At 69.0% G+C, this 25220-nt stretch carries 24 protein-coding genes and 5 pseudogenes; 10 read left to right on the forward strand and 19 right to left on the reverse strand.

All coding sequences use genetic code 11. The annotated features are described in order from the left end of the window. Positions 1 to 213: 213 nt before the first annotated feature. On the reverse strand, positions 214 to 1605 hold the full coding sequence (locus tag ACFVYS_RS25820) for a PLP-dependent aminotransferase family protein (RefSeq protein ID WP_389505621.1): 1392 nt from the start codon (positions 1603 to 1605) through the stop codon (positions 214 to 216). A gap of 130 nt (positions 1606 to 1735) precedes the next feature. Here ACFVYS_RS25820 and ACFVYS_RS25825 point away from each other — a divergent pair, with 130 nt between their 5' ends. Then, complete coding sequence (locus ACFVYS_RS25825) at positions 1736 to 2422, forward strand: YitT family protein (protein ID WP_389505622.1); 687 nt, start codon at positions 1736 to 1738, stop codon at positions 2420 to 2422. 70 nt (positions 2423 to 2492) lie between these two features. On the opposite strand, the gene ACFVYS_RS25830 is transcribed toward ACFVYS_RS25825, so the two are convergent. The 4 genes and pseudogenes from ACFVYS_RS25830 to ACFVYS_RS25845 all read right to left on the reverse strand — a co-directional run bounded on the left by ACFVYS_RS25830 (position 2493) and on the right by ACFVYS_RS25845 (position 4709). Beyond that, the gene (locus ACFVYS_RS25830; RefSeq protein ID WP_389505624.1) at positions 2493 to 3179 is read right to left on the reverse strand and encodes an SDR family NAD(P)-dependent oxidoreductase; all 687 of its coding nucleotides are present in this window, start codon (positions 3177 to 3179) and stop codon (positions 2493 to 2495) included. 93 nt (positions 3180 to 3272) lie between these two features. Beyond that, positions 3273 to 3665: an ester cyclase gene (locus ACFVYS_RS25835; protein WP_389505699.1), complete on the reverse strand. Its 393-nt coding sequence runs from the start codon at positions 3663 to 3665 to the stop codon at positions 3273 to 3275. A gap of 210 nt (positions 3666 to 3875) precedes the next feature. Then, a pseudogene (locus ACFVYS_RS25840) lies at positions 3876 to 3953 on the reverse strand (NADP oxidoreductase); the annotation flags it as partial. Between the two features lie 15 nt (positions 3954 to 3968). After that, entirely contained in the window at positions 3969 to 4709 is a 741-nt protein-coding gene (locus ACFVYS_RS25845) for an SDR family NAD(P)-dependent oxidoreductase (RefSeq protein WP_389505625.1), read from the reverse strand. A 92-nt stretch (positions 4710 to 4801) separates the two neighbouring features. Here ACFVYS_RS25845 and ACFVYS_RS25850 point away from each other — a divergent pair, with 92 nt between their 5' ends. Further along, positions 4802 to 5410, forward strand: coding sequence for a TetR/AcrR family transcriptional regulator (locus tag ACFVYS_RS25850; RefSeq protein ID WP_389505627.1), 609 nt, complete (start codon positions 4802 to 4804; stop codon positions 5408 to 5410). Between the two features lie 882 nt (positions 5411 to 6292). Here ACFVYS_RS25850 and ACFVYS_RS25855 read toward each other — a convergent pair. The 6 genes from ACFVYS_RS25855 to ACFVYS_RS25880 form a co-directional block, all read right to left on the reverse strand. Next, positions 6293 to 6706, reverse strand: a complete 414-nt coding sequence (locus tag ACFVYS_RS25855) for a hypothetical protein (protein ID WP_389505629.1) — start codon at positions 6704 to 6706, stop codon at positions 6293 to 6295. 330 nt (positions 6707 to 7036) lie between these two features. Next, the gene (locus ACFVYS_RS25860; protein WP_389505631.1) at positions 7037 to 7243 is read right to left on the reverse strand and encodes a hypothetical protein; all 207 of its coding nucleotides are present in this window, start codon (positions 7241 to 7243) and stop codon (positions 7037 to 7039) included. Positions 7244 to 7544: 301 nt separating this feature from the next. Next, entirely contained in the window at positions 7545 to 8531 is a 987-nt protein-coding gene (locus ACFVYS_RS25865) for a CU044_5270 family protein (RefSeq protein ID WP_389505633.1), read from the reverse strand. Continuing rightward, positions 8524 to 9141, reverse strand: a complete 618-nt coding sequence (locus tag ACFVYS_RS25870) for an RNA polymerase sigma factor (RefSeq protein WP_389505635.1) — start codon at positions 9139 to 9141, stop codon at positions 8524 to 8526. Before ACFVYS_RS25870 ends, ACFVYS_RS25865 begins: the two co-directional genes overlap by 8 nt. Positions 9142 to 9778: 637 nt before the next feature. Beyond that, on the reverse strand, positions 9779 to 10015 hold the full coding sequence (locus ACFVYS_RS25875) for a hypothetical protein (protein WP_389505636.1): 237 nt from the start codon (positions 10013 to 10015) through the stop codon (positions 9779 to 9781). An 862-nt stretch (positions 10016 to 10877) separates the two neighbouring features. Further along, complete coding sequence (locus ACFVYS_RS25880; RefSeq protein WP_389505638.1) at positions 10878 to 11639, reverse strand: isocitrate lyase/phosphoenolpyruvate mutase family protein; 762 nt, start codon at positions 11637 to 11639, stop codon at positions 10878 to 10880. A gap of 631 nt (positions 11640 to 12270) precedes the next feature. Between ACFVYS_RS25880 and ACFVYS_RS25885 the strand changes: the two genes are divergently transcribed. The 3 genes from ACFVYS_RS25885 to ACFVYS_RS25895 all read left to right on the forward strand — a co-directional run bounded on the left by ACFVYS_RS25885 (position 12271) and on the right by ACFVYS_RS25895 (position 16145). Continuing rightward, the gene (locus tag ACFVYS_RS25885) at positions 12271 to 12480 is read left to right on the forward strand and encodes a DUF6243 family protein (protein ID WP_389505639.1); all 210 of its coding nucleotides are present in this window, start codon (positions 12271 to 12273) and stop codon (positions 12478 to 12480) included. Positions 12481 to 13194: 714 nt separating this feature from the next. Next, positions 13195 to 13362, forward strand: a complete 168-nt coding sequence (locus ACFVYS_RS25890) for a hypothetical protein (protein ID WP_389505641.1) — start codon at positions 13195 to 13197, stop codon at positions 13360 to 13362. 239 nt (positions 13363 to 13601) lie between these two features. Then, positions 13602 to 16145 carry a hypothetical protein gene (locus tag ACFVYS_RS25895; protein WP_389505643.1) on the forward strand — a complete coding sequence of 848 codons (2544 nt, stop codon included), beginning with the start codon at positions 13602 to 13604 and terminating at the stop codon, positions 16143 to 16145. Positions 16146 to 16575: 430 nt separating this feature from the next. Here the strand turns inward: ACFVYS_RS25895 and ACFVYS_RS25900 are convergent. Further along, positions 16576 to 16724, reverse strand: a pseudogene (locus tag ACFVYS_RS25900) (RacP protein); the annotation flags it as partial. A 107-nt stretch (positions 16725 to 16831) separates the two neighbouring features. On the opposite strand from ACFVYS_RS25900, the gene ACFVYS_RS25905 reads away from it, so the two are divergent. Together ACFVYS_RS25905 and ACFVYS_RS25910 are read left to right on the forward strand one after the other, a co-directional pair. Continuing rightward, complete coding sequence (locus tag ACFVYS_RS25905) at positions 16832 to 18109, forward strand: MFS transporter (RefSeq protein ID WP_389505645.1); 1278 nt, start codon at positions 16832 to 16834, stop codon at positions 18107 to 18109. Positions 18110 to 18275: 166 nt separating this feature from the next. Next, positions 18276 to 18518 (forward strand): annotated as a pseudogene (locus ACFVYS_RS25910) (DUF6766 family protein); the annotation flags it as partial. A gap of 642 nt (positions 18519 to 19160) precedes the next feature. Here ACFVYS_RS25910 and ACFVYS_RS25915 read toward each other — a convergent pair. The 5 genes and pseudogenes from ACFVYS_RS25915 to ACFVYS_RS25935 form a co-directional block, all read right to left on the reverse strand. Continuing rightward, positions 19161 to 19425, reverse strand: a pseudogene (locus tag ACFVYS_RS25915) (DUF4235 domain-containing protein). A 5-nt stretch (positions 19426 to 19430) separates the two neighbouring features. Then, positions 19431 to 19880: a DUF3618 domain-containing protein gene (locus ACFVYS_RS25920; protein ID WP_389505647.1), complete on the reverse strand. Its 450-nt coding sequence runs from the start codon at positions 19878 to 19880 to the stop codon at positions 19431 to 19433. After that, positions 19877 to 20248, reverse strand: a complete 372-nt coding sequence (locus ACFVYS_RS25925; protein WP_389505701.1) for a phage holin family protein — start codon at positions 20246 to 20248, stop codon at positions 19877 to 19879. The genes ACFVYS_RS25920 and ACFVYS_RS25925 overlap by 4 nt, the downstream gene beginning before the upstream one ends. 517 nt (positions 20249 to 20765) lie before the next feature. Continuing rightward, positions 20766 to 21302, reverse strand: a complete 537-nt coding sequence (locus ACFVYS_RS25930; protein ID WP_389505649.1) for a phosphatase PAP2 family protein — start codon at positions 21300 to 21302, stop codon at positions 20766 to 20768. 54 nt (positions 21303 to 21356) lie between these two features. After that, a pseudogene (locus ACFVYS_RS25935) lies at positions 21357 to 21509 on the reverse strand (ribonuclease BN); the annotation flags it as partial. A gap of 192 nt (positions 21510 to 21701) precedes the next feature. Here ACFVYS_RS25935 and ACFVYS_RS25940 point away from each other — a divergent pair. Next, the gene (locus ACFVYS_RS25940) at positions 21702 to 22691 is read left to right on the forward strand and encodes a magnesium and cobalt transport protein CorA (protein ID WP_389505651.1); all 990 of its coding nucleotides are present in this window, start codon (positions 21702 to 21704) and stop codon (positions 22689 to 22691) included. Between the two features lie 262 nt (positions 22692 to 22953). After that, positions 22954 to 23301 (forward strand): ANTAR domain-containing protein, encoded by a 348-nt coding sequence (locus tag ACFVYS_RS25945; protein ID WP_389505653.1) that lies wholly within the window; start codon positions 22954 to 22956, stop codon positions 23299 to 23301. A gap of 6 nt (positions 23302 to 23307) precedes the next feature. On the opposite strand, the gene ACFVYS_RS25950 is transcribed toward ACFVYS_RS25945, so the two are convergent. After that, positions 23308 to 23673, reverse strand: a complete 366-nt coding sequence (locus ACFVYS_RS25950) for an STAS domain-containing protein (RefSeq protein WP_389505655.1) — start codon at positions 23671 to 23673, stop codon at positions 23308 to 23310. Positions 23674 to 23828: 155 nt separating this feature from the next. Between ACFVYS_RS25950 and ACFVYS_RS25955 the strand changes: the two genes are divergently transcribed. Beyond that, entirely contained in the window at positions 23829 to 24314 is a 486-nt protein-coding gene (locus tag ACFVYS_RS25955) for an ATP-binding protein (RefSeq protein ID WP_389505657.1), read from the forward strand. A 599-nt stretch (positions 24315 to 24913) separates the two neighbouring features. On the opposite strand, the gene ACFVYS_RS25960 is transcribed toward ACFVYS_RS25955, so the two are convergent. Then, complete coding sequence (locus ACFVYS_RS25960; RefSeq protein WP_389505659.1) at positions 24914 to 25207, reverse strand: putative quinol monooxygenase; 294 nt, start codon at positions 25205 to 25207, stop codon at positions 24914 to 24916. Positions 25208 to 25220 lie beyond the last annotated feature (13 nt).

Genomic DNA, 25220 nt, shown 5'->3' on the forward strand with positions numbered 1-25220 from the left:
GCCCTGATTGCCGTGTCCGGGGCGGTAGTTGGGCGGGTGCGCGCAGGTCCGGCAGGCCTGCGGCGGCTCCGTCCCGCGCCGGTCGACGCGTTCTCGCCTCCGGCGTGGCTCACGTGAGCACGTGATCAACTGGCTCACCCGGCATCGCCGGTGCGAGCTGGATGGACTCGTCGTAGGGCACCTGGTTGCCGCGGGCCATGACGTTGTTGACGTTCACGCGATGGGTGCGGGGGTGTGGGTTCCGGTAGCGCCTCGTGCGAGTGCCTGTTCTGCCTGTGCGAGTCTGCGGATCGCCTGGACCAGTTGACTCGAAGGAAGCGTGTACGGCAGTCGGATGTTGCGTTCGAACGCACCCCCGATGCCGAATCGAGGTCCGGCCGCGATGGTCACTCCGTGGTCCGGTGCCATGGCTGCCAGCCGTGAGCTGACGGGCTCGGGGAAGGTTGCCCAGAGCGTCACACCGCCGGGCGGTTGCAGGGCATGGACGTCCGGCAGGTGCTCGGTGAGCGCTTGCCGCAGGGCGTCACGTTGTGACCTGAGCTGCTGGAGCGTGTCCGGCCGCTGGGTTTGGTGCGCGTTCAGGAGGACGGCTGTGGCGAGCTGTTCGACGACGGGGGTGCCGAGGTCTGTCGTGGGACGGGCCTTTTCGACGCGTTCCAGGAGAGAGGGCACCGCGCGAATCCAGCCTATGCGTAGGCCGCCCCAGACGCTCTTGGACACAGAACCGATGCTGATGGCTGCCGGCATGTGCAGCGCGAGGGGTTCGGGGCTCGGAACGTCCAGAGCCAGATCGGCCATGGTCTCGTCGACGACCGTGGGGCACGCAAGAGTGAGCTGTTGGCGCACGCCGGCTGGCATGCACATCCCGGTCGGGTTGTGAAAGTCAGGTATCAGGTAGGCCAGGTGCGCGGCTTTCCCCGCTGCTCGGAGCTGCTCGGTGTCCCAGCCGGAAGACGTCACGGCGACGGGGAGAAGCCGGGCGCGCGCTTGAGTGAATGTCGTGATCGCGTGTGGGTAGGTCGGATGGTCGATGAGGACTCTGTCGCGTGGCGACAGGAGTACTCGCGTCAGAAGAGCGAGCGCGTGCTGTGCGCCGTTGGTGATCAGGACGTGATCGGGTCGGGTGGGCAGTCCTCGCCGCTCATACCAGTGGGCGACTGCTTCGCGCAGCTCCGCGGTGCCGTATCGGTCATAACCGTGCCGCTCGAAATGTCGTGGCAGTTGTTCGAGAGCGGTCGCGAACGCGGCGTGCAGGATTTCTACCGGCGCGGCCGGCGCGGCGAAGGACAGGTCGATGGTCTCCCTGTCCCTGCCGGCCGGCTGCTCGGACGTGGTGCCATCAGGCAGCCGTACCGTCGCCCTGGTACGCGCCTGTGTGGTGAGGTATCCGTGCTCGACCAGCGTGCGGAACGCGGTGCCGACGGTGGTTCTGCTGGTGCCGAGGGCGACAGCCAGATCACGCTCGCTGGGCAGGGCCGCGCCAAGGGAGAGGCGTCCATCCAGGATGAGCAGACGCAACCTGTCGGAGAGACGTTGATGCGCCGGCCCCGGCCCCTCGTGCCAGGTCCCCAACATCCGCGCCACCGCGTGCGAGCTGATTTTCACCGAACCAGACTAATCAATCTGGCTATGGATTCCAGGTCCAGATGACCCGGAGACTCGCCCCATGGCACCTCGTCCTTCCGCAACGCACACCTCCGTCCCGGCTCGTCACGACTCACCCGCACTGCCGCGCATGAACGCATTTGCCCAGCTCCGGGCAGCCCGAAAGGCGCGTCGGATCCCCCAGCTCCTGCTCGGCCTGATGGGATACGGGGCCGCTGTCATGCTGCTCGTCCAGTCCGGCCTTGGTGCGGCCAGTTGGAACGTGCTCACGGAGGGCACGGCCAAATCCCTCGACATCTCGTTCGGTTGGGCGACGAACCTGATCTCGCTGCTTGTGCTCATTGCATGGATCCCGCTGCGAGAACTGCCTGGGCTCGGCACGCTCCTCAACGTCGCGATCGTCGGCTTTACCGCAGATGCCACCGCGACTGTGCTCCCCGACCCCCAAGGGCCACTTGCCGAGATCGGATATCTCGCTCTCGGTCTTGTCGCTCTGGCATTCTTTGACGCGCTCTACCTCGGCGCGCAGTTCGGGTCGGGACCACGCGACGGCATCATGACCGGACTCGTTCGGCTCACCCGCCTACCCGTCGCCCTTGTTCGCACCGGCATCGAAGTCGCTGTTGCCTGTGCCGGCTGGCTACTGGGTGGGACGGTCGGGGTCGGCACTGTGCTGATCGCACTGTGCATGGGGCCCCTCGTCGGCTGCTTCCTGCCGCGGGTAGCGGTTCGCCTTCCTGCCGATTGCGCACCCCACGGCACCCCCGCTGACCGTGAAAAGACCGTCGCTGCACCGCAACGCCCCGCTGTCCGTTGAACTTTCACGGCAGAGTCCCGGCGAGGGATGCGTCGCCGTCGTGGCGGAACAAGGCTTCCCCCCTACGCGGCTACCAGGGAACTTCCCCGTTCTCGTCCTGGAAGGTTCCTGTCGGACCGTCCGCGTCGAGAGTGGCGAGACGCACGACGACCCTGGCACTCTCCTCCGGCGTCCTTCCGACTCCGAATGCCGCGGTCAGGTCGGTCGCGGTGGTGCCGGGCTCGACTGCGTTGAACTTGATGCCCGGCTGGGACTTGGCGTACTGGACCGTGAGCATGGTGGCTGCGGACTTGGACGCGGAGTAGAGCGCCAACGGCAAGCCGAACTCCGGCCGGTCCGGATTGGTCACTGCCCAGAAGGACCCGGCACTGCTGGAAACGGTGACCACGGTGGGGTTCGAGGACTTGCGCAGCAGGGGAAGTGCCGCCTCCGTGACGCGCACGATTCCCACCGCGTTGGTGTCGAAGGCCCGGAGTGCCGTGGGACCGTCGGTGACCCCGTGCCCCAAGATGCCCGCGTTGTTCACCAGGACGTCGAGCCGGCCCTCGGCCGAGTCGATCGCCGCCAGCGCGCTGGTCACCGATGCGTCGTCGGTCACGTCGAGCTGCACGAACCGTGCGCCGAGCGTCGCCGCCGCCTTCTCGCCTCGCTCGGCGTCACGCGCGCCGATGTAGACGGTGTGGCCCAGCGACAGAAGCTGTCTGGCTGTCTCGAAGCCGATGCCCTTGTTGGCCCCGGTGATCAGTGTGATGGGCATGCGTATCCTCACGAGTTATGCGGCTCGAATGGGCCGTCGGTGATGCGCGGACTGTTCATTGATGTGCTGACGCTGAACCCTTAGGTCAGCCGGTCAGCCGGTCAGCTGCCGGTGCAGTTCGCCGGCGTCGTGCAGGGCGGTCATGTGCACGAACCGTCCGTTGCGGACCTGGTAAATGGCGTACTCGACGATCTCGAACGAGGCGCCGGTGGGAGCCACGCCGAGCCATGTCTTCACCGGGGTACCCGTGTTGACCAGGCGCGCGGCCAGACGGTCACCGTCGAAGAGCAGTTCCTCGAGTTCCCAGTGGAGATCCGGAACCGCGTCCACGTCATGCTTTTGAACGGCGAGGAGGTCGTCCCGGGTGGCCGGCTCACCGTTCAGGGTGGTCCGGTCGCCGATGAATTCGTCCATACCGTCGAACTTGTGGGCGTTGAGCGCCTCGATATAGCGCAGGTAGAACGCGCGCAGATCACTGTCGGACATGAAGACGACCCTTCTGTGGGCAGCTCCGGATCGGGGCTGCGAGGGGGTGTAGGCAGGGGGCGTAGAAGAGGCGCGACACTCTCCACGGCCTTGGCGTGCCGGCCATCGCCGAGGGAGAGGTCCGCCGGCCAGGGTCACCCCTGGCCGATGCGCCGCGCTCTCGGCAAGGGCGTACACGGTCTCGGGTCCCCGAGAGTTGGCGATGACGACTTCGTATCCATTGACCAGTGCCGCACGGGCGATCTGGCTGCCGACCTCGCCCGCGCCGATGATCCCCATGGTTGTCATACCTGGTCGCGCCTTTCAGATCTGGTTCAGGCCGCCGTCGATGTACAGGCTCGAACCGGTGATGAAGCTGCTCTGCTCGGAGGCGAGGAAGGCCACGGCGGCGGCGATCTCCTCCGGGCGCGCGAGCCGGCCCAGCGGCACACGCGCCGCCAGTTGCTGCTTGAAGCGCTCCGGGGTGGGGGTGAGCCCCGAGAGCGCAGGGGTGTCGGTGGGGCCGGGCGTGACGGTGTTGACCCGGATGCCGCGTCCCTTGAGTTCGTTGGCCCAGGTTCGGGAGAACGATCGGGTGGCGGCCTTGGTCGCCGCGTAGACGCCGAGCGCCTCATCGCCGACGTCCACGTTCGTAGAGCCGTTCAGGATGACCGAAGCGCCGTCGTTGAGCAGGGGCAGCGCCTTCTGAACAGTGAACAGCGTGCCCCGGACGTTGACGCCGAAGAGGGTTTCGAAGTGCTCCTCGGTGACCTGCTCCAGCGGCACGAGCGAGGCGACGGACGCGTTCGCGAACAGTACGTCCAGGCCCCGGTCCCGGCTGCGGATCGTCTCGTAGAGCCGGTCCAGGTCGGCCAGTTTCGAGATGTCGCCGGTCACCGCGGTGGCCGCTGGACCGATCATTTCGACAGCGGCGTCGAGTTCGGTCCTGCGTCGGCCGGTGATGAACACGTGCGCGCCCTCGGACGCCAGCCTGACGGCACTGGCCAGGCCGATCCCGGTGCTGCCCCCGGTGACGAGAGCGGTCTTTCCCTCAAGTAATCCCACGTGAGTAGCCCCTTCCGTTTCTGCAGCGATCGCTGCAGAAGTGGAACGGTAACACTTCTGCAGCGATCGCTGCAGAAAGGTAGGCTGCGAACGTGGAGACGAAACAGAGCGGCCCTGTCGGCCGGCCGCGAGGATTCGACGCCGACGAAGCTCTCGAGCGCGCCATGCTGGTTTTCTGGAAGCACGGCTACGAGGGGGCCAGCACGGCCAGCCTGACGAACGCGATGGGTATCTCCACCACCAGCATGTACGCGGCCTTCGGCAACAAGGAGAAGCTGTTCCGCAAGGCCCTGGAGCGCTATACCGAAGGCCCGAGCGCATACCTGGCCCGAGCTTTGGAGGAGCCGACCGCTCTCGGCGTCGCCACCGCAATCCTGGCCGGCACCGTTCGTACCACCACCCGCCCGGCCCATCCCCACGGATGCCTGGGCGTCCAGAGCGCCCTGACCACCAGCGACTCCGGGCAGGAAGTCCGTGACCTCCTCGTCGCCTGGCGCACCAACGGCTACACCTGCGTCCGGGAGCGGTTCCAGCGCGCCGTAGACGACGGCGACCTGCCGCCGCAGACCGATCCGGGGCTACTGGCCCGCTACCTCACCACCTTCGCCTACGGCCTCGCCGTGCAAGCGGCGAGCGGTGTCTGCCGCGACGAACTCCAGAAGCTGGCCGACGCCGCCCTGCGTAACTGGCCACTCACCTGAGACCCGCCGGGCATACGTCTTCCGGCCATGGCCGGAGGGCGACCCGCACTCGTCTGCCTGACCCTGGGCCGGCCGCCCTGGTGGTGCACACGACGCTGGGGTGGGAGTTTCGGTTTTTCAACAGCGCTCTTCGCGATCCTGGACTGTGGGTGATGGGGTTGGTGTTGTGGCGATGCCAGGGCCGAGGCTTCGTCGGCCCTTGTGGCCGGCCAGGTCCTGAAGCTCGGCTCCTTCCAGGAGCGCATCAGGGGTGACTCGTTCGGCGGGCAGAAGCCGCGGGCCGGTGTCCGTTGTCGGCGCGCTCGTGGTGGTGTTCGGGCCCGTGCCGAGTCGGCGTCGCGTGGTGCTCATGGACGGGAGTCTGCCCCCAAACCGGTGCGAGCGGGGTGCAGGAGACGTGTCCGTGTCGTCGTTTCGCACGCACGGAGGGGTGTTCGCGCGCACGTAGGGGCGCCAGTGCGCACGTAAAGACGTGCGCACGTACAAGAAGCTCTCGAAACCCTTACAAGGCGCTGTGCGACCCGGACATGGCCCACAGAGTCAAGCCATCCCGGCGGACACCGATCTTCGTCCACCTCGCCGACACCGGGGAAGTCGGCGACCTTGCCCGCACAGCGACGACGACCGGCAGTTCCGCTGGGCCGCCGCGCACGGCCACTCCGCAGCCCAACCCACCCGTGACCGCCCCGATGGGGCGGTCACGGCCACCGCTGCCCCGTGTCGGTGGGCAGGTGAGCCGGTGCGCCTACTGGACCTCACGGCCTGAGGTAGCAGGAACCGCGCACGATCCCGTCGTCCGGCGGATCCGCAGCTGCGGCACCCGCCGACGGGGGTGGGAGCGCCGGGCCTCGGGGACCGCGCGTGACCGGGAGCAGCGACGCGTCAGCAGTAGTCGAGCAGGCTGTAGACGTTGTCCCAGCCCCACTGGTCGAGGTAGACCTCGCTGACGTAGACGTTGCGGTTGCCGCTGTCGTCGTCGGTGAGAAGCCAGTAGCGGCTCCGGCGCCCGTTGTCGGAGTAGTAGACGCCTTCCTTGATGCAGTAGAAGTAGTTCGATCCCGCGTACAGCCACCCCGCGTGAGTGGAGTCGTAGTAGTCCGGGGCCCAGTGTGTCCACTGATTGACCACCGTGTTGAGGTACACCCTGGGGTACGCGGCGGCCTTGGCCGCCGTTGCGGATGTCTGAACCGAGGCGGCCGCCGCCGTGCCGGAATCCGCTGTTGCGGCATGCCCCACGCCTGCCGTACCCATCACCAGGCCGGCCGCGAGCAGACCTCCGAGAAGGCGGCCCGTCATACGAGTTCGCACCTGAATCTCCCTTTTCCCGAAGGGCTCTGTCAGTCCGGGAGCCTATTGACGCGCGAGGTCGGCTGCCTCCTGGCAGTTGGCGGGTTGTGGTGCCGCCCTCCGGCTGGTAGGGCCGTGACGCGCGGGAGACTGCCGAGCCTGCCACGCCGCGGGTCCTGCTTGGGCATCGCGGACTCGCCGATGGTGAACGCTTTCGAAGCGCTGCGATCCGGGCGCGTCACCGCCGTGCCCGCGATCACCGCCGACTCCTTGACATCTGTCACCCCCTCAACGGCAGGGGCGGCTCTGGCTGGGCGACCGGCCGAGTGCCGCTCTGCGTCAACCCGCGAAAATCAGGTAACCGCCGGCGAAGACGGCTCCCAGACCCCCCAGGATGAAGCACACCCGGTTGTAGTTCACGCCGTGCAGGTGGCGCAGACCGCTCCACACCTCCACCTTGTCGGCATCCCACGTGGCCAGCGGCTTGCCTATGAGCACCATTGCTAATCCGGACAGTCCGATGAGGATCCCGCTGAGAATCTGCATGGCGCCCCGATGCCCTGCGGACGCCGATTCAGACCTGTGTCGACCGATCTCTGCCGTGATGTGGACCCTTATGCGGGACCGTCGTTGGGCTCTGCGACGCGTGCATCTCCCCGCGTGCGGCAGACAAGCCCGACCTGCGCCCGGCTCGGGCCCCTCTGCGGAATGACGGGCACGGCTTCATTCCCCCGGGTGTGATCAAGAAACTGTCCCGGGTCACCGCAGTCCTTGGTCTCGCGCTGCTGTTCCCCGCCCTCCGGATAACCGGAAGAACTTCGCCTGTAGGCGGCGAGGACCGGTGGGGCTATGGGCGCTGTTTCATCCGGTCGACGATCGCCCAGTCCACCACGTGTGACAGCTGGATGTACGTCTTGTCGCCGGACGCCGAAGTCCGTTCGTCGCGGAAGCCCAGGAATTCATAGGATTCCGGGTCGAAGATGAGGTACTTGCCCTCCGCGAACGGGCTCTCGGGGTAGGAAATCCCCACTCCGGTGCGCCCGGCGGAGTCCTTCACTCCCGGAACTGCCTTGACACCGGGCACCAGGGCCAGCGCCTTGTACGCGGCGGGACGCAGCCCCTGGGGCAGCACCGGCCATTTCAGGAGCTCACCGAGCATGAAGTAGGCGTGGGACCATTCCAGTGCGGTGAAGTCACTGATCGAGCTGCTGGACGGTCCTCCGCCGGCGATGTCCGGAATGAGTTTCTTCGGGTCGGTGGGCAGCTTCTTCAGCTTGCTCCACTCCCGAGGCGGCCACACGCTCTCGCCCTTCTTCAAGGGCTCCTCCCAGATCACCCGGCCGAGTTCCATGGTCAAGGAGCGCTTGGAGCCGTCCACCGAGTCCCAGCTCACGTCCTCGTAGGTCTTGACCGCGCCGGTCTTGCGTTCCGTCTCCTTGATGATCCGCTTCGAGTAGATGAACTGGTCGTCGCGCGGCGCCACAGGCTTCTCGTACGTGCCCGCCTGCGCTGCCGCCCCGTTCAGCACCGTCACGGCGCTGACGTTACCCATCCTCGGGGTCGCCGTGCCCGATACGCGGTCGGCGTGGTCGGGGTGATCGCCCTCGCCGGTGCCGCCCTCAGCGATCAGTACCGCCGTTCCCGTAACCGCCACGGCGACTACCGCAGCCGTCGCGAGGCGGAGTGCGTGGCGGCGGCTGGGAGCCGCGTCGGGGTGCTGCTGCGCGCGCGCAATCGCGTTGAGCAGTCGGTGGCGGGCCTTCGCCCGGGCCGGGTCGGTGAGCGGGGCGGCGTCCGTGTCCCAGACCCGCAGGAGTTCGAGTTCGTCAGTCATGGCCGGGTACCTCTCGCTGTGTCGTCGGATCGGATCCGCCCAACGCTTGGCGTAACTTGCTGCGAGCCCGGTGCAGCCGTGATCTGACCGTGCCGATGGGGACGCCGAGGGCCTGGGCCACCTCCTCGTAGCCGAGACCGCCCCACGCCACCAGCAGCAGCACGTCCCGGTGCCGTGCGGGCAGGGCGGCCAGTGCCGCTGCCAGCTCGCGCCGTACGGCCTGAGCCCCCACCCGGGCCGCGGCACGGTCGGCCAGCGGCTCCTCGTGATCGGCCGGGGCCGGGATGCGGGCCATGGCTTTGAAGCGGCGACCCTCGGCCCGCCGGTGTCGGCCGACCAGGTTGGTCGCTATACCGAACAGCCAGGGCCGGGCGCCGTCGCCGGTGGCCCTCGAGGGGTTGTACCGGTGCCGGTGCTGGAAAGCGGTGGTGAAGGTCTCTGCCATGAGGTCGTCGGCCGGCTCGCCACCGAGCCTGCGGGCCAGATAGCGATGTACCTCATCCGCGTATCGGTCGAAAAGGACGGCGAATGCTTCGGGCTCATCCCGGGACCGCGCAATCACCGAGGCATCGCTCTCCGCCCCCGCGCGGACGCCTGGCTCGACGGTCATCGGGGCTCCTCTCGTTCAAGGGAACATGCTTTGAAGGCTGGGCTTCTATCTCTCCTTCGCCGCTCGCCTCCGGCGAGTTCCCTCGGGTTGAGGGGCGACGGCGTCTGGTTCAAGGGCGTCCGCTTGCGCGGGCCGCCGCGCGCCGGTGGCCGGTGGCCGCCGCCCGCTCCTGTCTGCCGCCCCGCTGGCGACGTCCACCGGCCACTCGGCGCGCAGATCCGGAGAGCATGAGGCGGACTATCAAGCGCAGCCCCTCCGGTCCGATCGCTCCGCAGCAGGCAGGCGGGCCCCGAGGGCCGTCCGGCGGGCCCGTGCCGCGCGTCGGCACTTGGGCAGAGCTGCCGTCCCGGACGAGTGGGCCTGGTGCCGGGCTGGGGCCGTGACGATGGAGACAACCGGGTTGGTGCCGGTGCTGGGTTGAGCGAGACACACGTGGCGGGTGACCGGCCGGCGCACCCGCCCTCGTGGCTGACTTTCTGCGGCTGAGGCCAGAACCTCAGTGCCATGGGCACGGCAGCAGATGAAGGCCGGTCCCTGCCGGGGCTGACGAGCACGGGGGAGCCCCGACCGGTTGCGCCGGGCAGGAACGGGAGTCGGGTGGGTCAGTGCGGCGGGGATCCCGGGTCAGGAGAGTGGTTCACGTCTTCCGCCAGGTTCGCCAGGGCAGGGTGAAGATCTCCCGGCAGGCGTGGTGGGACGGGTTTTGGCCGCAGTGCCGCAGCACCCAGTCCTGCGGTTCGGCACAGTCCTCGCTTGCCGGCGAGGTCTCTCCGCCCACGGCGTACTGCATCGCGTACAAGACCGGATCCGCGTCCGGCTCGAGGTCGGGCTGGAGAGTCCGGGTCTCGTAGCGCGGGACCGAGCGAGGGGTCACCGCCCCCACCTCCGGTTGGCCACGGCCACCTTGGCGCTCAACTCCTCCGCCGGGGTCGGCGGACGTACATCCTGGGGCGGTACGTCCCACTCCCCACAGTGCGGCGGCCGAAGCTGCACGTAGGGCCCCACGTGCCCGCCGTCTGGTCGACCCCGTTGTAGGCCCTGTGCGGCGCCACCGGGGAGATTGGTGCTGAGGACGACCGCCCCGTTTCCAGGTTGGTCTCTGCACCGAAAAGACGGGCGCATCGACATCCGTCATGGCAACCGGAGGCTGGACGTACGCCGCCCTCGCCACGCACGGCCCGCGCTGGACAGAGCTGGGCGACAGCGGTGAACCGGGTGATGCGCGAAACGGAACTGCTGGTGGACCGAGTCGAGCACGCGAGCTCGTTCAACACTTCTCCTCGCACGAGATCCGCCTGCGCGGTCTCGTCTGCACCGGCAGCACGAAGGCCGCGATGCGGCTGGTGCAGACAAGTCCCGTTCCTACGACCATCGTTGCTCCACAGTGGCGTGTCATCGAGCTGATCACCGTGGCGCCCAGCAAGCACCCACCTCGTCGACGGCCAACCGGCCGAAGCCTTCGCGGTCGCCCGGCCTGTGTCGATGTCCCGAAGGGATCGGTACGTCACTGAGGTCGCCCTCCCCGCGACGGGCACGTGGAAGGGCCCGGCGCGGGGTGTGCGCTTGCAGACACCAGCCTCATCGCCCCGAAGGCCAGGCGACCGCTGTTGTCCGTCGAGGCCGACGACTGCACCGAGGAAGCCCCGGTCGGCGCAGCCGAGTTCGGCAAGCACACGCGTCACTTGTGCCGTGAGGTGAAGGACACCGACGGCCGGCCCCGTCGCTCGATGAGCTCCTCAGGGCGCCCAGGGCCCGAGCATGTTCTTCATCGCATCCGTCATCGCGAACTGCAGCAGCGGGCCGTAGGTGATCCGGCCGACGCCCAGGCGGCGGAAGCGCTCAAGATCGTGCCTGACGGGATGGGCCGTGGAGTTCACGGGAACGGCGACGGCGCCGGTCACCGCCACGAGCAGGTCGTCGTCGTCCTGAATACCCACCGGGTAGACGCTGTCGGCGCCGGCCTGCTCCAGGGCTCGCAGTCGCTCGATCGCCTCGTCGAGGACGCCGGAAGCATCCTTCGTGTGCAGGAAGAGGTCGGTGCGCCCGTTCACCCAGACCGGAACTCCGGCGTCGTCAGCCGCCGCGCGCAGGCCGGCGATGTAGCTCGCGTGCTCCTGTGTGCTGCGCACACGGCCGCCGTCCGAATGGACGGTGTCCTCGATGTTGAGGCCGGCGCCGCCGACCTCGATGAGCCCGGCAACGAGATCCGCGGGCTTCTGTCCGTATCCGGCCTCCAGGTCCACGGACACGGGTACGTCGACCGCCGCGATGATCGGCCTGACGGCGGTGAGTACTTCCTCGAAGGTCTGCCCCTCGTGGTCGTCGGCCCCCCGGGAGTCGGCGAGCGGATGACTGCCGACCGTCAGCGCGGGGAACCCGGCGGCGGCTGCCGTCCGCGCGGACCAGACGTCCCAGACGGTCGGCAGCACGAGCGGCTTGTACTCGGCGTGCAGCTGCCTGAGGCGTTGAGCGCGTTCAACAGTGGTGCGAGAGTCCATGTCAAGGACGCTACACCTGGATTGCCGCAATAACGTGCTGGTGGGGCGCCGCCCGGTGACGGACAGATGCAGCCTGGTTCCTTCCTGGGTTGCTGACGTGGACAGGGCGCGGGGCGATCTGAGGGATGCCGCATCTGGCTCCGAACATGATCGGCTTCATGGTTTTGGCTGGCCGGTGGTCCTGTAACTGAGGGCGGTCTCACCAGTGGCTTCGCCGAGCTGCCGTGCCATCCCCTCGATGATAGGGTCGGCGGTTTCCAGCGAGGCGGCGCCCTCGACGTGTACGGCCCAGATACCCGCGAGCTACCAGGTGACCGAGATCAGGGCTGTTCCTGCACGGAAGGAATGATCACCCTCCGCCTCGGCCGGCTGGCAGACAGTGAGCGAGATTGATGCTGCCCCGGGCGGTTCGGGTTGCCGGCTGGCGCTCACCGAAGGCTCGGCCGACGTCGGGAAGCGAAAAACTTGGTGTGCGGAGCCGACGGGACCGGGTAACGTCTTGGGCATGTTCTTCCAGACGCCGATTTACGAGTGAGGGCGTGATGGGCCCCTGCTGACGTCCTTCGACGTAGCCGCGCCCGTCCCCCACTGATGAATCCGTAGATCACTTCACATCATTCCGGGAGAACCCGTGAGCAAGAACATCAACAACCCCGTGGGCATGGGCGGCGGCCAGCGCAAGAAGCTGTCCCGCGCCGAACGGCAGGACAACGGTCCGCACCGCAACCTCGACCGCCAGAGTGCCGCCGATCAGAAGGCGGAGCTGGTGCGCAAGATGCGCGAGAAGGCAGGCGCAGCCGAAGGCGCCGAGCAGACGGGCGACAACACCGCACAGAGCTGACGCGCCGCCGCCGCAGGGTGGCAGCGCACGGGGCAGGGCCCGGATCGCGACACGTGATCCGGGCCCTGCTGCCGTACCGGACGTGGACTGCCCCGTTCAGCTCTCGGCCGAGCACCCGCGTCTCAGCCGGCCAACCGGGGCAGCTGGACCCGGCAGTTCCGTCACGTCACCACCCCGGGTGGTACCAGCAGCGTCACCACCCACGCGTTCCCCGTGCCCAGCTCGGGCGACACGGCCTCGCTGAGTTGGCCAGCGTCGACGCGCGGCAGCGGGCCTCTTCGAGTCTGAGTCGGGTGGAGCAAGCCGTCGACAGAGGTTCGAGTGCCTCCGGCGGCGGGCCCGGTGGGCGGAACTGACCGCTGTCGTCGCCGTTGGCGGTCAGTACGTGGCCGGCGCGGATCACGCGCGGCAGGCGAACGGCACGAGAGGCGTACTTGCAGGCGTCGAAGTCGGCGAGTGAGCGGATGAAGTCGGCGGAGAGCTTTTCTGCCGACGCCCGCGAGCAACTTCGTCGGCGCAGCGGGCCTTCACCTTCCTCCCCACCGGATCTCCCCACCCTAGAGGTGAGGCGGGGGACGGGGCTGGTTGCGCCGATCGGCTGACCGTGTCGAACTTCCGGCCGGGGCGCGGGCGGCGCAGGACCGAATGCCTGGTGCGGCAGCTCCAGCGTGTCGGCGAAGCAGCGCAGTAGAGCTGGGCCGTGAAGTAGCCGGTGTGCTTGCCGAGTTCGGCGAGGAGCACGGCTTTCGGTGGTTCCTGGGCCAGGACGTCCTTGTGCGTGAGGACGCTGGTGCGGTCATCCTGGCCCGCGGCCGGACGACAGCGGCTCTCGACCGCGTTCGCGGCCTGATCCCGGGCGACTGGCTCAACGACTATCGCTGACCAAGTCCCAGGCTTCTGCCAATCGGGCAGCCAGATTGGTCCGTCACAGTGTCGGGGAAGGGGATGACCCGGTTTCGGCGCGAGCAAACAGCGTCCAGGCGCTCGGAAGCCACCGCGGCACCGGCGCCCCGGCGGAAGTCGCCGCGGACTGCCCGCCCGTAGTGGACCCCCGCTTCCGAGTGTGTCGGGTCGGCGGGTTATTGTCCCGCTGCTTGTTCACTTTTTCTCACAGGAGCCTCATGCGCCTCAGACAGGTCTCCCTGGTCGCGACCCTCTCGCTCGTGGCCGGCCTGACCACCACCGTCGGACTGGCCGGCTCCGCGGTGTACGCCGACGACACGGCCGCGCTGCCGCTGTCCGGCTACGCACACCTGGTGGTCGACCCCGCCCACCAGCACGTGTTCGTCAGCCAGGGCGCCGGCTCGACAGGCATCGTGGTGACCGATCTGTCCGGCACCCCGATCACCACCGTTGCGGGGGAGCAGGGCGCCACCAGCCTGGCGCTGTCGCCCGACGGCGGCACGCTGTACGCGGCGCTGGCGGACGGCGGCGCGATCGCCGCGATCGACACAGCGACGCTCACCGAGACCGCCCGCTGGTCCACCGGCGCGGGCAGTTCCCCCGTCTCCATCGCGGTGGCGGGCGGCCGCGTCTGGTACGGCTACACGGCAGACGGCAAAGGCGGCATCGGCTCGGTCGACCCGTCCGCGACCGCGCCGGCAGCGATCCCGCAGCCTGCCCTGTCACAGTGGATGACCGCACCGCTGCTCGCCACCGGCGGCGATGTGCTCGCGGCCGAGGAACCGCAGGGCAACCTCAGTCACGTGGCGACCTTCGGCGTCGCTTCGGGCACGGCGTCGGTCAAGGCGGACACCCTGGTCCACGGCGGCACGGCAACCGGGCTCGCCGTCACCGGCGACGGCACGCGGGTGCTGCTGGCCGCCCCGCAGCAGCTCGCCCTGCAGGCGTACCGCAGCACGGACCTCGCGGCCGCAGACCCCGCCGCGTACTTCACCGGTGGCTCCGGCTCCGCGCCTGGCTCGGTGGTCGTCGACGTCGACGGCACGGTCGCCGTCGCCGGCACCTCCGGCGTCTACCTCTACGCCGGCCCGAACACCCTCGCCGAGAACCACCTCACCTTGCCGTCCGGCACGGTCGCCCCGGACGGCCTGGAGTGGGGTGTCGACGGCACGACCCTCTACGCCGTCACCAAGGACGCCTCGGGTGCCTACAGCCTGAACGTGCTGGGCGCCCCGAAGCTGACGGACAGCGAACTCGCCCTGAGGCACCCGCAGTACGCGGTGCCGACCGAGCGGTACACGGTCAGTGGCTCGCTGAGCACCCGCGGCCTCCTGCCGGCGGGCGCCGCGCTGAAGGTCACCCGCGACGGCACTGCCCTGCCCGACACCACACTCGGCGCGGACGGCACGTTCACGTTCACCGACCTCCGGCAGGACGAGGGCACGTACACCTACCAGGTGGCATACGCCGGTGACGCCACCCACCGGCCCGCGACAGCCTCACTGATCGTGAACGTGGCGAAGCTGCCGACTGATGTCGTGGGCACCGACATCACCTCGGCGAACCCCGGCTCGGTCGTCCTCACCGGCCGCCTCATGGCCCAACTGGGCCTGGGTACCTTCCCGCAGGGCACCACCGTCCAGGTGGCCCGGCGCGACGAGAGCACCCAGCAGACCGTGCCGCTGGGATCCGTACCCGTGGACCCGACTACCCTCCGGTTCACCGTCACCGACGCCCCGGGCGTCGCCGGCTCGTTCATGTACGTCTTCACGTACGTCGGGGACGCCACCCACCAGCCGTCCGAGAGCGGCATGAGCCTCGTGGTCGCCCCGTACGCCCCGGCGCTGACGCTGAGCGCCCCGGCGACCGCCGTCCGAGGGGCGGCCCTGTCCTTTGGCGGCAAGCTCGGTGACGGCCCGTACGCCGCCGGCCGGACGGTCACCGTCTCCCGCAAGGACGCCGCCCACAGCACCCCGGTGACCTGGACCTCGCCGGTGGCCGCCGACGGCACCGTCACGGTGCAGAACACGCCCGACATCGGCGGCGCCAACACCTACACGGTCACCTACCCGGGTGACGCCTCCCACAAGGCGGCCACCGCGGTCGCCACCGTCCAGGTGTCCCGCGCGGCGACCGCCCTGACCGTCACCAGCAACGCGCCCTCATACGCGTACGGCGCGACGGCCACCGTCACCGCGCACCTGGGCACCACCTACAACGGCCGCACGGTGTCGATCTACGCCACGCCCTACGGCGGGGCGAAGACCCTGGTAACGACGGGCACTGTGGACGCCTACGGCAACCTGAAGACCACTTACAAGGTCACCCGCAACACCACCTTCACCGCGTCCTTCGCGGGCGACTACCGCTACGCCCCCGCGACGGCCACCCGCGCCGTCAACGGCTACGTGAAGATCGCGACGGCGCTCGGCGGCTACTACACGAGCACCACGTACAGCGGGAGCACCTACCGCGTCTTCCACAAGACGGTGAAGCCCACGGTGACCGCGACCCTCACGCCCAACAAAGCCGGCCAGTGCGAGCGCTTCCAGGTCCAGCGGTACTACAGCGCCGCCTGGCACACGCTCACCACGTCGGGCTGCTACGTCCTGTCGTCGACGAGCAGCGCGAAGGCGCAGCTCAGCCTCACCAACGCGCTCAACCAGAAGTTCCGCGTCCGCTCCGAGTACGAGCGCTCCACGAAGGACCTCAGCAACGTGAGCACATGGGGCGGCTGGCTCTACTTCGTGGTGCGCACCTGAAACTGACCTGGCCGGACGCCGCTCGGACGACGCTGGGCTGTGCCCCCGTGTGCAGCCTGGCGTACGCCGCACTGGCCCTGTCGGACCAGGGCACGGGCCCGGTCCAGGCGCCGGTGGTGATGGTGTTGGCCCGCTGGTGACAGGAACGGCACCGTGGCTGGGGGCATCCGCGTCCCGAGCGGCTCTACGACCGCCTCCAGCAGCGTCAGGACAAGACAGTCACCCGGTAGACGACATCCCGGCGCGGGTGCTTTTCCGGCCGGCCGCCGGCCCGAGTCTCGCAGGCCGGGGCCGGCAGCAGCGGTTCGATCAGGGCTCATTCGGCGCTCGTGGTGTCGGAGGCGGGTAGCGGCGGCCCATCGAGGCCTCCGCTTCCGGGCCTCCCCGCCGGGTGGCGGATGGTGCAGATCCGGTTCCACGGGGCGGCGGTTCAGGAGCTGGCGATGAGGTCGAGGGTCGATTCGATGGAGTTGACTGGGCGACGATGTGACGGACCCACCTGTCGCCCGAGTGGGCGGCGGCATGCGGGACGACGGTGCCGGTGAGGAACCGGCGAACCTCTGTCAGCTTTCGTCTAACTGCTCCGGCGCCTGAGGTGGATGGCTGTTCGGCCGACTCTGGTGCTGGCGTCTCACCCGGCGCGCTTCTGCACTAGGGTGCTCGCTGCGCCGAGCCCAAGGGAGATCATGAAGACCGCCGCCGCGTCACCGGAGATCATCAGCACACCGTTGAGGATCGGGGCCTTCCGCCGGTTCGCGTCGGCCAGTCTCATCTCGGCGACCGGGTCTGCGATGGCCCCTCTCGCGCTGGCCTACTCCGTCATTCAGCAGGGTGGAGGAGCCGGATCTCTCGGCCTGGTCCTCGCCACGAACACCGTCCCCACGATCGTGTTCCTGCTCATGGGTGGCCTCTTCGCCGACCGCTTGTCCCGAAGCCGGCTCCTCTTCCTCGGGAACTTGCTGGCCGCAGGTGCACAGGGTGCCCTGGCCGTCACCGTGGCCACGGGGCATGCGACGACTGCGTCGATTGCGGCGTGCGGCTTCGTCTCGGGAACGGCGGCGTCGTTCATCGTTCCAGCCACGCAAGGCGCCGTCGCGCAGATCGTTCCCGAGGAGCACCTGCAGCAGGCCAACGCGTTGCTCAGGCTCCCGAGCAACGCGGTGAGGGTGCTGGGGCCGGTCGCCGGCGGATTCGTCGTCGCCGCGAGCGGCGCGTCGTGGGCACTGGCCTGGGACGCGTTCACGTTCGCCGTCGCGGCTGTCCTGTTTCTTGGTCTGCGCCTGGAAGCCCCGCCCATTACGTCCGCCGGCGTCCTGGCCGATCTGCGGGCAGGCTGGACAGGCTTTTGGTCCCGTACCTGGCTGTGGACCTATACCGCCGCCGGCACAGTCCTCGTCGCCGCATGGCTGGCGGGCTTCCAGCTTCTTGGCCCCCTTGTTGCCGCTCGGCAATACGCCGGAGCACGTGACTGGGGTCTGATCCAGGCGGCCTTCGCCTCCGGCCTGCTGGCGGGAACCCTCGTATGCCTTCGCTGGAAGCCGCACCGGCTGCTCGCCGTCGCGGTGATCACGGCCGGCGCCCTCGCGCTCCCCCTGGCGGCCATGGCCTGCGGTCTGTCTCTGCCACTCGTTCTGGTGGCCGCCTTGCTGGCAGGTATCGGACTCGATGTCGCGATCGTTACCTGGAGCACCGCATTCCAACAGCATGTGCCCCAGGTCGAACAGGGCCGCATGAGTGCGTTCAACGGCATCGGGGAACGCCTCGCCATCCCCCTCGGCTACCTCATCACCGCCGTCGCCGCCCACTCGTGGAACAGCCAGGCAGTCCTCCTGGCCTGCGCCGCAATGATCACGGTCGCCACCGTCCTCAACCTCTGCGTCCCGGACGTACACCGTGTCAACCGGCTCACTCCGAGCCACCCGTCGAGGGCATCGCATGACGATCGCGAGATGGAGCAGGCGTAGCGGACATTCCTGCCGGCGAAGAAGTGTTGTCGGAGCAGTGCGGAGCAACCTCCTTCGGGCGCGCGGGCCAGATCACCCCTGGACACCGAGCGCCGTATGCGCGCCCATCCCGCCTGTGCCGCGAAGGCCCGCGACGTGCAGACCGAGCCCGGCGGGGTTCTGGGGAGGGGCCGGGCCCTACCACGAGCAGCAGTTGAGACAGCAGCAAGCTCCCATCGGCTGGACGCAGTACATCGCCTCCGCCGACACATCGCCTCCGCCGACTTCTGGAGCCGCAGCCTTCAGAACTGGCAGTCCGAGCTCTTGGCCGTCGCGTCCATGGCCATCCTCTTCGTCTACCTGCGCCAGCGTGGCGCCCCGGAATCCAAACCCGTCGGCGCCCCGCACCTCCACCGGCGTCGAGGGATGAGCGGGCTGCCTCTTCAGGCGCGGAAAAGATCCCTCGTCCAGCCCGGCTCGACCTCGGGTTGCGTGCTACGTCAGGATCAGGAGACGTTGCAGGGACTTCGCTTTTCCCAATGCCGCAGCGCCAGGGCAATCTGGGTTCCGTCCGGCGCGTTCAGGCGTGCTGGACACCCGGGCGTGTAGACGCGGTGGGCCATGTTGCTGAAGGACGTGTCGCACTTGATCCGCCGCGCGCTGGCGCCGGGGCGTCATCGGCGGCGGCCACAGGTGGGTCACTCGGTCGGCGGGTCGGCGTGTGCTCGGAGCTGCTGCCAGCAGTGGTGGACATGCTTTTCGGCCTCTCGCACAGTAAGGGAGCCAGCGGTGTGCGAGAGCGCCGTTGCAGATGGTGCGGTTGCGCCTTCGTCAACGCCGGAGGTGGTGTGGCGGCGCGGCGGGCGGGCAGCGCGGGCGGCGTGTCCTCGACTGTCTTGGCGGAGGACCGCTGCGCGGGCGACCAGGATCGTGGCGATGACTGCTGCGGCTGTCAGTGCGGTGGCCGCGTGCTGATCGGACATGGCTGTGAGAGTCCTTCGTGCGGGTACTGGTCGGGAGGTGGGAGGGCCGGTATCCGTGTCGTCCCCGCCCTCCCGTCTCCTTGTGCGCGTCAGCCGGGCCAGGTTCCGGTCAGGCGGCGGGTGGCCGCGACGCCGACGCGGTCGACGGCTGCTTCGGCCCCGGCGAAGATCGCGCCTTGCAGCGTGGCGGCGAGCAGCACCTCGCGCCAGGAGCGCTCTTCGCCGGTGGTGTCCGGAGCGTCCTCATCGTGGCCCAGCATCTTCCACGCCTGCTTGACCACCGCTGCCGCGGTCATGCGCTGACTGCGCCGAGCGCGAGCCGACCGGCGTGTAGGCGATCTTCGATGCCTTCACCCCGCTTACCCCTTCCGGCGACGGCAGGCCAGCCACACCACGACGGCCACGCCCGCCGCGGCCAGTAGCCCCTTGCGGTTGTCGCGCGCCAGTTGCGCCCCTTGGGCTGTCTTCTGGCGCACCGGCTCGGGCGCCTTCTCCTCCCACAACTGACCGGCCTGGGCCGCCGTCGCCCTGGCCTGCCGGGCGGCCTGTGCGGCTTGGTCCTTGACCGGGTCGGGCAGCCTGTCCTGCACCTGGTGGGCCAGATCGGCGGCCTTCGCCTTCAGTTCCCCGGCCTTGAGTGCGGCCTGCTCCTTGACCTCGGCGGCCTTCTCCTGGGCGCGCGCCTTGACATCGGTCTTGGCCGCCAGCGCCTCGACCGTCTGCCCGAGCTCTTCGCGGGTCTGCTCGACCTGCTCGCGCAGCTCGTCGGGTCCGGCGGCGGTGGGCTCGTCGTGAGGCGGCTGGGTCATCGGTGGGCACTCTCCTTGATCTCGGCCACGTCGGCCTTCACGTTCTCGATCGTCTGCTCGGGTGCGGCCGGCGCGGCGTTGTCTACCTGCTTCTTTCCACTCATGGCCATGATCGCGGCGATCACACCCAGCACCGCGGTGACGATCAACCCAGCTGCCCACACCGGCAGCGGCACCGCCAGCGCGGCAATCGCGGTGGCGACCAGCGCCTGCGCCGTCAAGAAGCCGACGACGCCGGCGCCGCCGAACAGGCCACCGCCCTTGCCGTAGCGCTTGCTCTTCTCCTTCATCTCCGTCTGGGCCAGCCTCAGCTCGCCGCGCACCAGCTCGGTCAGCTGCTGCGAGGCACGCTGCACCAGCTCGCCCACCGGCTCCTGGCCGGAGCGGTCCGTGCTGTGGCCGGATCCGGCATAGTGCGACTGCGTGCTCGACACGACGGTCACCTCCCGTCCCTCTGAGTTCCTGCGCAGGCCGGGCTGTCTCATGGGCCCGGCCATCCAATGGGACGCGAGTACCCCGGACAGGCGAGTTCAGGGCAGGCGACGCGGCCTGAACGCAGCCCAGGACGGACGCGGCGCTGCGGGGTTTGACCGCAGTTGTACGGGTGGGCCGCACGGTGTGGCCTGGCCGGGCTGCCGGGGAGGCGTGGCGGCTGGAGTTGCCGAGCACACGCAGCCGGCCCGATCGAGCAGGTTCCGGGCGGGCCTACGTGCGAGGTGGGCGCGGTGTCCGGTGTCGCGCCGTTCTTCGCCGTCGATCCGTCTCCTTGCGCACCTGGCCGCGCACCGTCTCCTCTTCGGTGACGAGGCGCATCTGTTCGGCTTGTCGGCACGCTTTCGGATGCTCGGTGTGCTGATCGTGGAAAGCGACCGCGCCCCTCAGCTTTCAGAGCCAGTGGCGCGGGGCGCGGTGGGTGAGCCATGCGCTGACCAGGCCGATGGCGGCGCCGGCGGCTACGTCACTCGGGTAGTGGGCGCCGCTTTGCACGCGCTCGAGCGCCACCATGGCGGCGGGCACCGCGCACGCGGCGCCGACGGCCGGCCACGTCGGGGCGACAGCGGCGGTGAATGCCACCGCGGCAGCGGTGTGTCCGGAGGGGAAGGAGGAGGAGTCGGGGCGGTCGTCGACCTCGTCGTGGGGGAACCACTCCTTCGGTGGCCGGGGCCGGTCGGCCAGCTGCTTGCACAGGCCGTTCGAGATCAGCTGTGCCATCACCAGGGCGCCCAGGCCGGCCACCGCGGCCTTACGGCCGCGCCACCCGCCCAGCCACGCCATCGCAGTGGCGGCGCCACACCACAGCTTCGTGCTCTCGGCGGTCTCCTCCACCGCTGAGAGCACCTTGCCGATGCCGGGCGGGATACGGGAGGCCGCCTGTTTGGTCAGGGACCGATCAGTGTCACGCAACCCGGCCAGAAGACTCATGAGAGGCAAGTATCCCGAGGTCACCGACCCACACTCAAGAACATCGGTGACGGGTCACATCGTGTCCGGGCGGCGTCGGTCCTCCGCGCCCCGCTTCCGGGTGTCTCGGGGTTGGGTGTGCGGCTCCCTGTAAGGCGGCAGGCCGCCGGCGATCGCCCGCCGGCGTACGGTCTCGGCGTCGAACTCCAGGCCCAGTAGGACGGCCAGGCAAGCCCAGGAGGACGGCCAGGCAAGTGGAAGACCCCTCCGGTCGGCGATACCTGACCGGGTTTCCACCCGCGCTCTGGCCAGCAGCCATCCCGTATGAAGGTCTGGTGACCAGCGGCGCGGACGGCTGCCGATGGCGGGCCTTTGCACTCTCGGAAGCATGGAATGCGGCGGCGGAAGCATCCGAAGAACATGGAATGCGTGATCTACCAAGAGCAGACGGGTGAGTGCGAACAGATCGACTGCCGACAGGCGGACGGAGGAAGCCAGGCCGCCTTGGACCGTCTGGCGGTGCTGAAGCCGGAGGAATTCGCCTGGATCCGCATGGACGAACCCCGCCCCGAGGAACTGCAGCGGCTGAGTCAGTATCTGGAGCTGCACCCTCTCGCAATCGAGGACGCGGTTCAGGCCCACCAGCGACCCAAACAGGAGCGCTACGGCGATGTACTGGCGGTCGCGGTGAAGACGCTGTGGTTCGTCGAGCAGACCGCGGATGTGGAAACCGGCGAAGTGATGATCTTCCTTGGCCCGTCTTTCGCACTGACCGTACGGCACGGCGCGGCCGATCCCACCGTGGAGGCCGCGCGCCGGCTCGCACAGCAGCCCCACATGCGAGAGCTCGGGCCGGTCAGTGTCCTGCACGTGGTGACCGATGTGATCGTCGACGCCTATGCCGAGGCCGCCGCCCAGGTACGCACGGACCTGACGGAACTGGAGCGGTGCGTGTTCTCCCCCGCCCGCGACGACCTGACCGAGCAGATCTACTCGCTCAAACGCGAGGTGGTGGAGTTCCGCGACGCCATCCAGCCGCTGGTCCCGGTCATGCAGCCCTTCACCGCGGCGCACGACGACTGGCCGCGGCAGGTCGTGCCGTACTTCCGTGACGTCGCCGACCACCTCACCCGCACCGACACCGAAGTCCGCGCCCTGGACGACCTGCTCGCCTCCGTCCTGGATGCCCATCTCGCGAAAGTGGGCACCTGGCAGAACGACGACATGCGCCGCATCAGTGCTTGGGCGGCCATCCTCGCCATCCCCACCATGGTCGCCGGGATCTACGGCATGAACTTCGCACACATGCCCGAACTCGACTGGCGCTACGGCTACCCTTGCGCGCTCGCGCTGATGGCCCTGGGATCGGGACTGCTGTACCGGGCCTTCCGCCGCAACGGCTGGCTGTGACAGCTGACGGCACCCCGGGCCGACTACCTGCTCGTCCTTCGCACCCAGGGGTTTTCTCCCAGTTCGATGGATTCCTGGGGTGGGCCAGGACGGCCACTCGGCAGGGGAGGGGTTGGGGCGACAGCCTCTCGGGCTCTTCGCCGCCCACGGTCGGCGAAGAGCCCCTCATGTGTGATCTTCGCGCCGTACTGAGCGCGTCTTGCTGTTCCGGTCCGGGGCAGGCGTACTGGAAAGCCCACCCCCTCACACGGAGAAGCCGTTCATGACGACCTCCCGCGAGCAGCGGACCGCGCCCCGACCCCTGCGGGACGCCACGGTGACCCAACTGGAGCAGGAGAACGCACAACTGCGCCACGCGGTCGGCTCCCACGCGACGGTCGACCAGGCCATCGGCATCCTCATCGCAACCCGTCGGATCGGGCCGGCGGCCGGGTTCGAGGTCCTGCGCGAGGTCTCGCAGCACACCAACACCAAACTCCTCAAGGTCGCCGAAGCAGTGATCGGCTCAGCGCTGGGACACCAGCCGCTGCCGGATCCGATGAGCCGGGAACTGGACGCGGCCGCGCGGCGGCACGCCCGCCCAGACGACACCCCGGATCTCCCCGCGTAGGGGCACTCAGGCGCGCAGCGCCTGTTCGAGGGTGGGGTGGCAGGTGATGATGGCGTCGACGCCGACCAGTTCGAGGAGACGCAGGACGGAATTCTGCGCCGCGGCGATCCGTACCCAGCCGCCGGTGCCGGTGTGGGCCTGGTGGGCGGCGACGAAGACGTTGATGCCGGTGGAGTCCATGAAGGAAACGCCGCTGAGGTCCACCACCGTCCGCGGCGCCACAGTGCTGTCGTGCGGCAGCAGGGATTCGCTGAGGACGCCCTTGACGTCGTTGTCGATCTCGCCCCGCACGCTCACCACACGGACCCTGCCGACCAGGCGCTCCTCGATGGAGAGCCGCTCTGGCCGGTCCGCTTCCTCGATGTCGCTCACCGTATCCTCGGCCGTACTCGGGTGCGCCCGGTGCCGGGCCTGCGGGGATGATTCTGCCCCACCCGTCCGGGCGCATACGCCCGGACGGGTGTGCCGACAACATGCTTGAGGCATGTACGACGAGATCGCGGGTAGTGGCGCACGGTGAACGGAGCATGAGGGCGGCACCAGCGGGATCCCCCGACGGTGACGGCTCTATACGACCAGCTGAGCACCTGATCCGCGCCGGCTACGCCCTCGGCGGAGGCGACGGCTGCATCGCCGAGGCCCGCCGGCACGCCCTCGCCTTCCTCGACCAGGCCGAAGCCGACTACCCCCTGTCGGTGCCCGCCCGCGCGCGGGAGCTGACCCAGCTGGTGGTCAGCGAGCTGGTCACCAACGCCTGCAAGTACGCCCCCGGTCCGGTGCTGGTGGAACTCGGCATCACCCTTCACGCCGTGGACGTCGTCGTGTGGGACAGCGACCCCCTCGTGCCCGCGGCCCGGGCCGGCGATCCCGGCCGGGTCGGACAGCACGGCCTGGAGATCGTCAAGGCCGTCAGCCAGAGCCTGCTCATCGAGCAGCAGCCGGTCGGCAAACGCATCACCGCCCGCATCACCCTGCCCGACCCGCCCGCCACCGAGAAGCCGGGCCGTCTGTGAACCCCAGTAGCTGAGCGAGCTGCGGGGAGGGACCGCGTCGAACTCCCCAGGCGGCGTGGCGGCCCCTCCCACAACGGCGGTCGCCTACCCCAAGCCGCCGCGACCCATGCTCGGGCTTCAGCATGGCTCAGCTCGAGCACTACACCGCAACGACCGACCGCAGCACGCCCCGTCATGCCTTTGGCCACTCCACACCCACGTTGGCAAGAGCCCGGAGCCTGTCGCCGGTGAGCGTCCCGCGGCGGCCCTTCTGGTTCATGATCCAGAATCCGAGTTTCACGGCGTGCTCCTGACCGCCGACCACGATCGTCTCGTCTTGGGTCCTGGGTCCTGGGTCCTGGGTACGCTCACCGCGCCGGTGCGGGCTTCGGCGATGCCGCCTCACCCACCGAGCGGGGTAGGGCGGCGTCGTCGGACGGCGAACCGGGTCAGGACGGAGTGGCCACCGCGCGCAGCTGCCTCACACGACTTCGGGGGACAGGCGTTGCGCGGGGTCTTGCCCAGCACTCGTTGCGCTGCCTTGCCCCAGGGAGGCAACAGCGGCGGCACTGCTTCAGGGTGAAGAGCGTCGGCCGCAAGAGGAGGGGGGCCGTCCAGGGTCAGGCCGCAGGGTCGAGGAAGGTCAGTACAGAGGCGTTTTCCTCGATCAGTGGGGAGAGTGCGGTGTTGAAGGGGCCGCCGTACGGGGCCTTCAGGTGGGCTTGGAAGGCGTCTTCGTCCTGGTACACCTCGAAGATCCAGTAGGCGCGCGGGTGGGACGCCTTGGTGTAGACGTCGAAGGCGAGGTTGCCTTCTTCTTCGCGTACTTTTGCGGCGTAGTCCCGGATCAGGCGGGACACCTGGTGCTCGGCTCCCTCTCGGGCGGTGAACTCGGCGAGCAGTGTCTTCTTCACGGTCTCGTGTCCT

The organism is Streptomyces sp. NPDC058295 (assembly GCF_042880655.1).
Classification (GTDB): Bacteria; Actinomycetota; Actinomycetes; order Streptomycetales; family Streptomycetaceae; genus Streptomyces; species Streptomyces coriariae.

Coding starts and splice junctions, on each gene's coding strand:
- ACFVYS_RS25855 (WP_389505629.1), bottom strand. CDS start 6,706: ATGACGGGCCGCCTTCTCGGAGGTCTGCTCGCGGCCGGCCTGGTGATG.
- ACFVYS_RS25955 (WP_389505657.1), top strand. CDS start 23,829: ATGAGGGCGGCACCAGCGGGATCCCCCGACGGTGACGGCTCTATACGA.
- ACFVYS_RS25940 (WP_389505651.1), top strand. CDS start 21,702: ATGGAATGCGTGATCTACCAAGAGCAGACGGGTGAGTGCGAACAGATC.
- ACFVYS_RS25870 (WP_389505635.1), bottom strand. CDS start 9,141: ATGACCGTCGAGCCAGGCGTCCGCGCGGGGGCGGAGAGCGATGCCTCG.
- ACFVYS_RS25865 (WP_389505633.1), bottom strand. CDS start 8,531: ATGACTGACGAACTCGAACTCCTGCGGGTCTGGGACACGGACGCCGCC.
- ACFVYS_RS25945 (WP_389505653.1), top strand. CDS start 22,954: ATGACGACCTCCCGCGAGCAGCGGACCGCGCCCCGACCCCTGCGGGAC.
- ACFVYS_RS25895 (WP_389505643.1), top strand. CDS start 13,602: ATGCGCCTCAGACAGGTCTCCCTGGTCGCGACCCTCTCGCTCGTGGCC.
- ACFVYS_RS25830 (WP_389505624.1), bottom strand. CDS start 3,179: ATGCCCATCACACTGATCACCGGGGCCAACAAGGGCATCGGCTTCGAG.
- ACFVYS_RS25880 (WP_389505638.1), bottom strand. CDS start 11,639: ATGGACTCTCGCACCACTGTTGAACGCGCTCAACGCCTCAGGCAGCTG.
- ACFVYS_RS25825 (WP_389505622.1), top strand. CDS start 1,736: ATGAACGCATTTGCCCAGCTCCGGGCAGCCCGAAAGGCGCGTCGGATC.
- ACFVYS_RS25860 (WP_389505631.1), bottom strand. CDS start 7,243: ATGCAGATTCTCAGCGGGATCCTCATCGGACTGTCCGGATTAGCAATG.
- ACFVYS_RS25905 (WP_389505645.1), top strand. CDS start 16,832: ATGAAGACCGCCGCCGCGTCACCGGAGATCATCAGCACACCGTTGAGG.
- ACFVYS_RS25920 (WP_389505647.1), bottom strand. CDS start 19,880: ATGACCCAGCCGCCTCACGACGAGCCCACCGCCGCCGGACCCGACGAG.
- ACFVYS_RS25930 (WP_389505649.1), bottom strand. CDS start 21,302: ATGAGTCTTCTGGCCGGGTTGCGTGACACTGATCGGTCCCTGACCAAA.
- ACFVYS_RS25835 (WP_389505699.1), bottom strand. CDS start 3,665: ATGTCCGACAGTGATCTGCGCGCGTTCTACCTGCGCTATATCGAGGCG.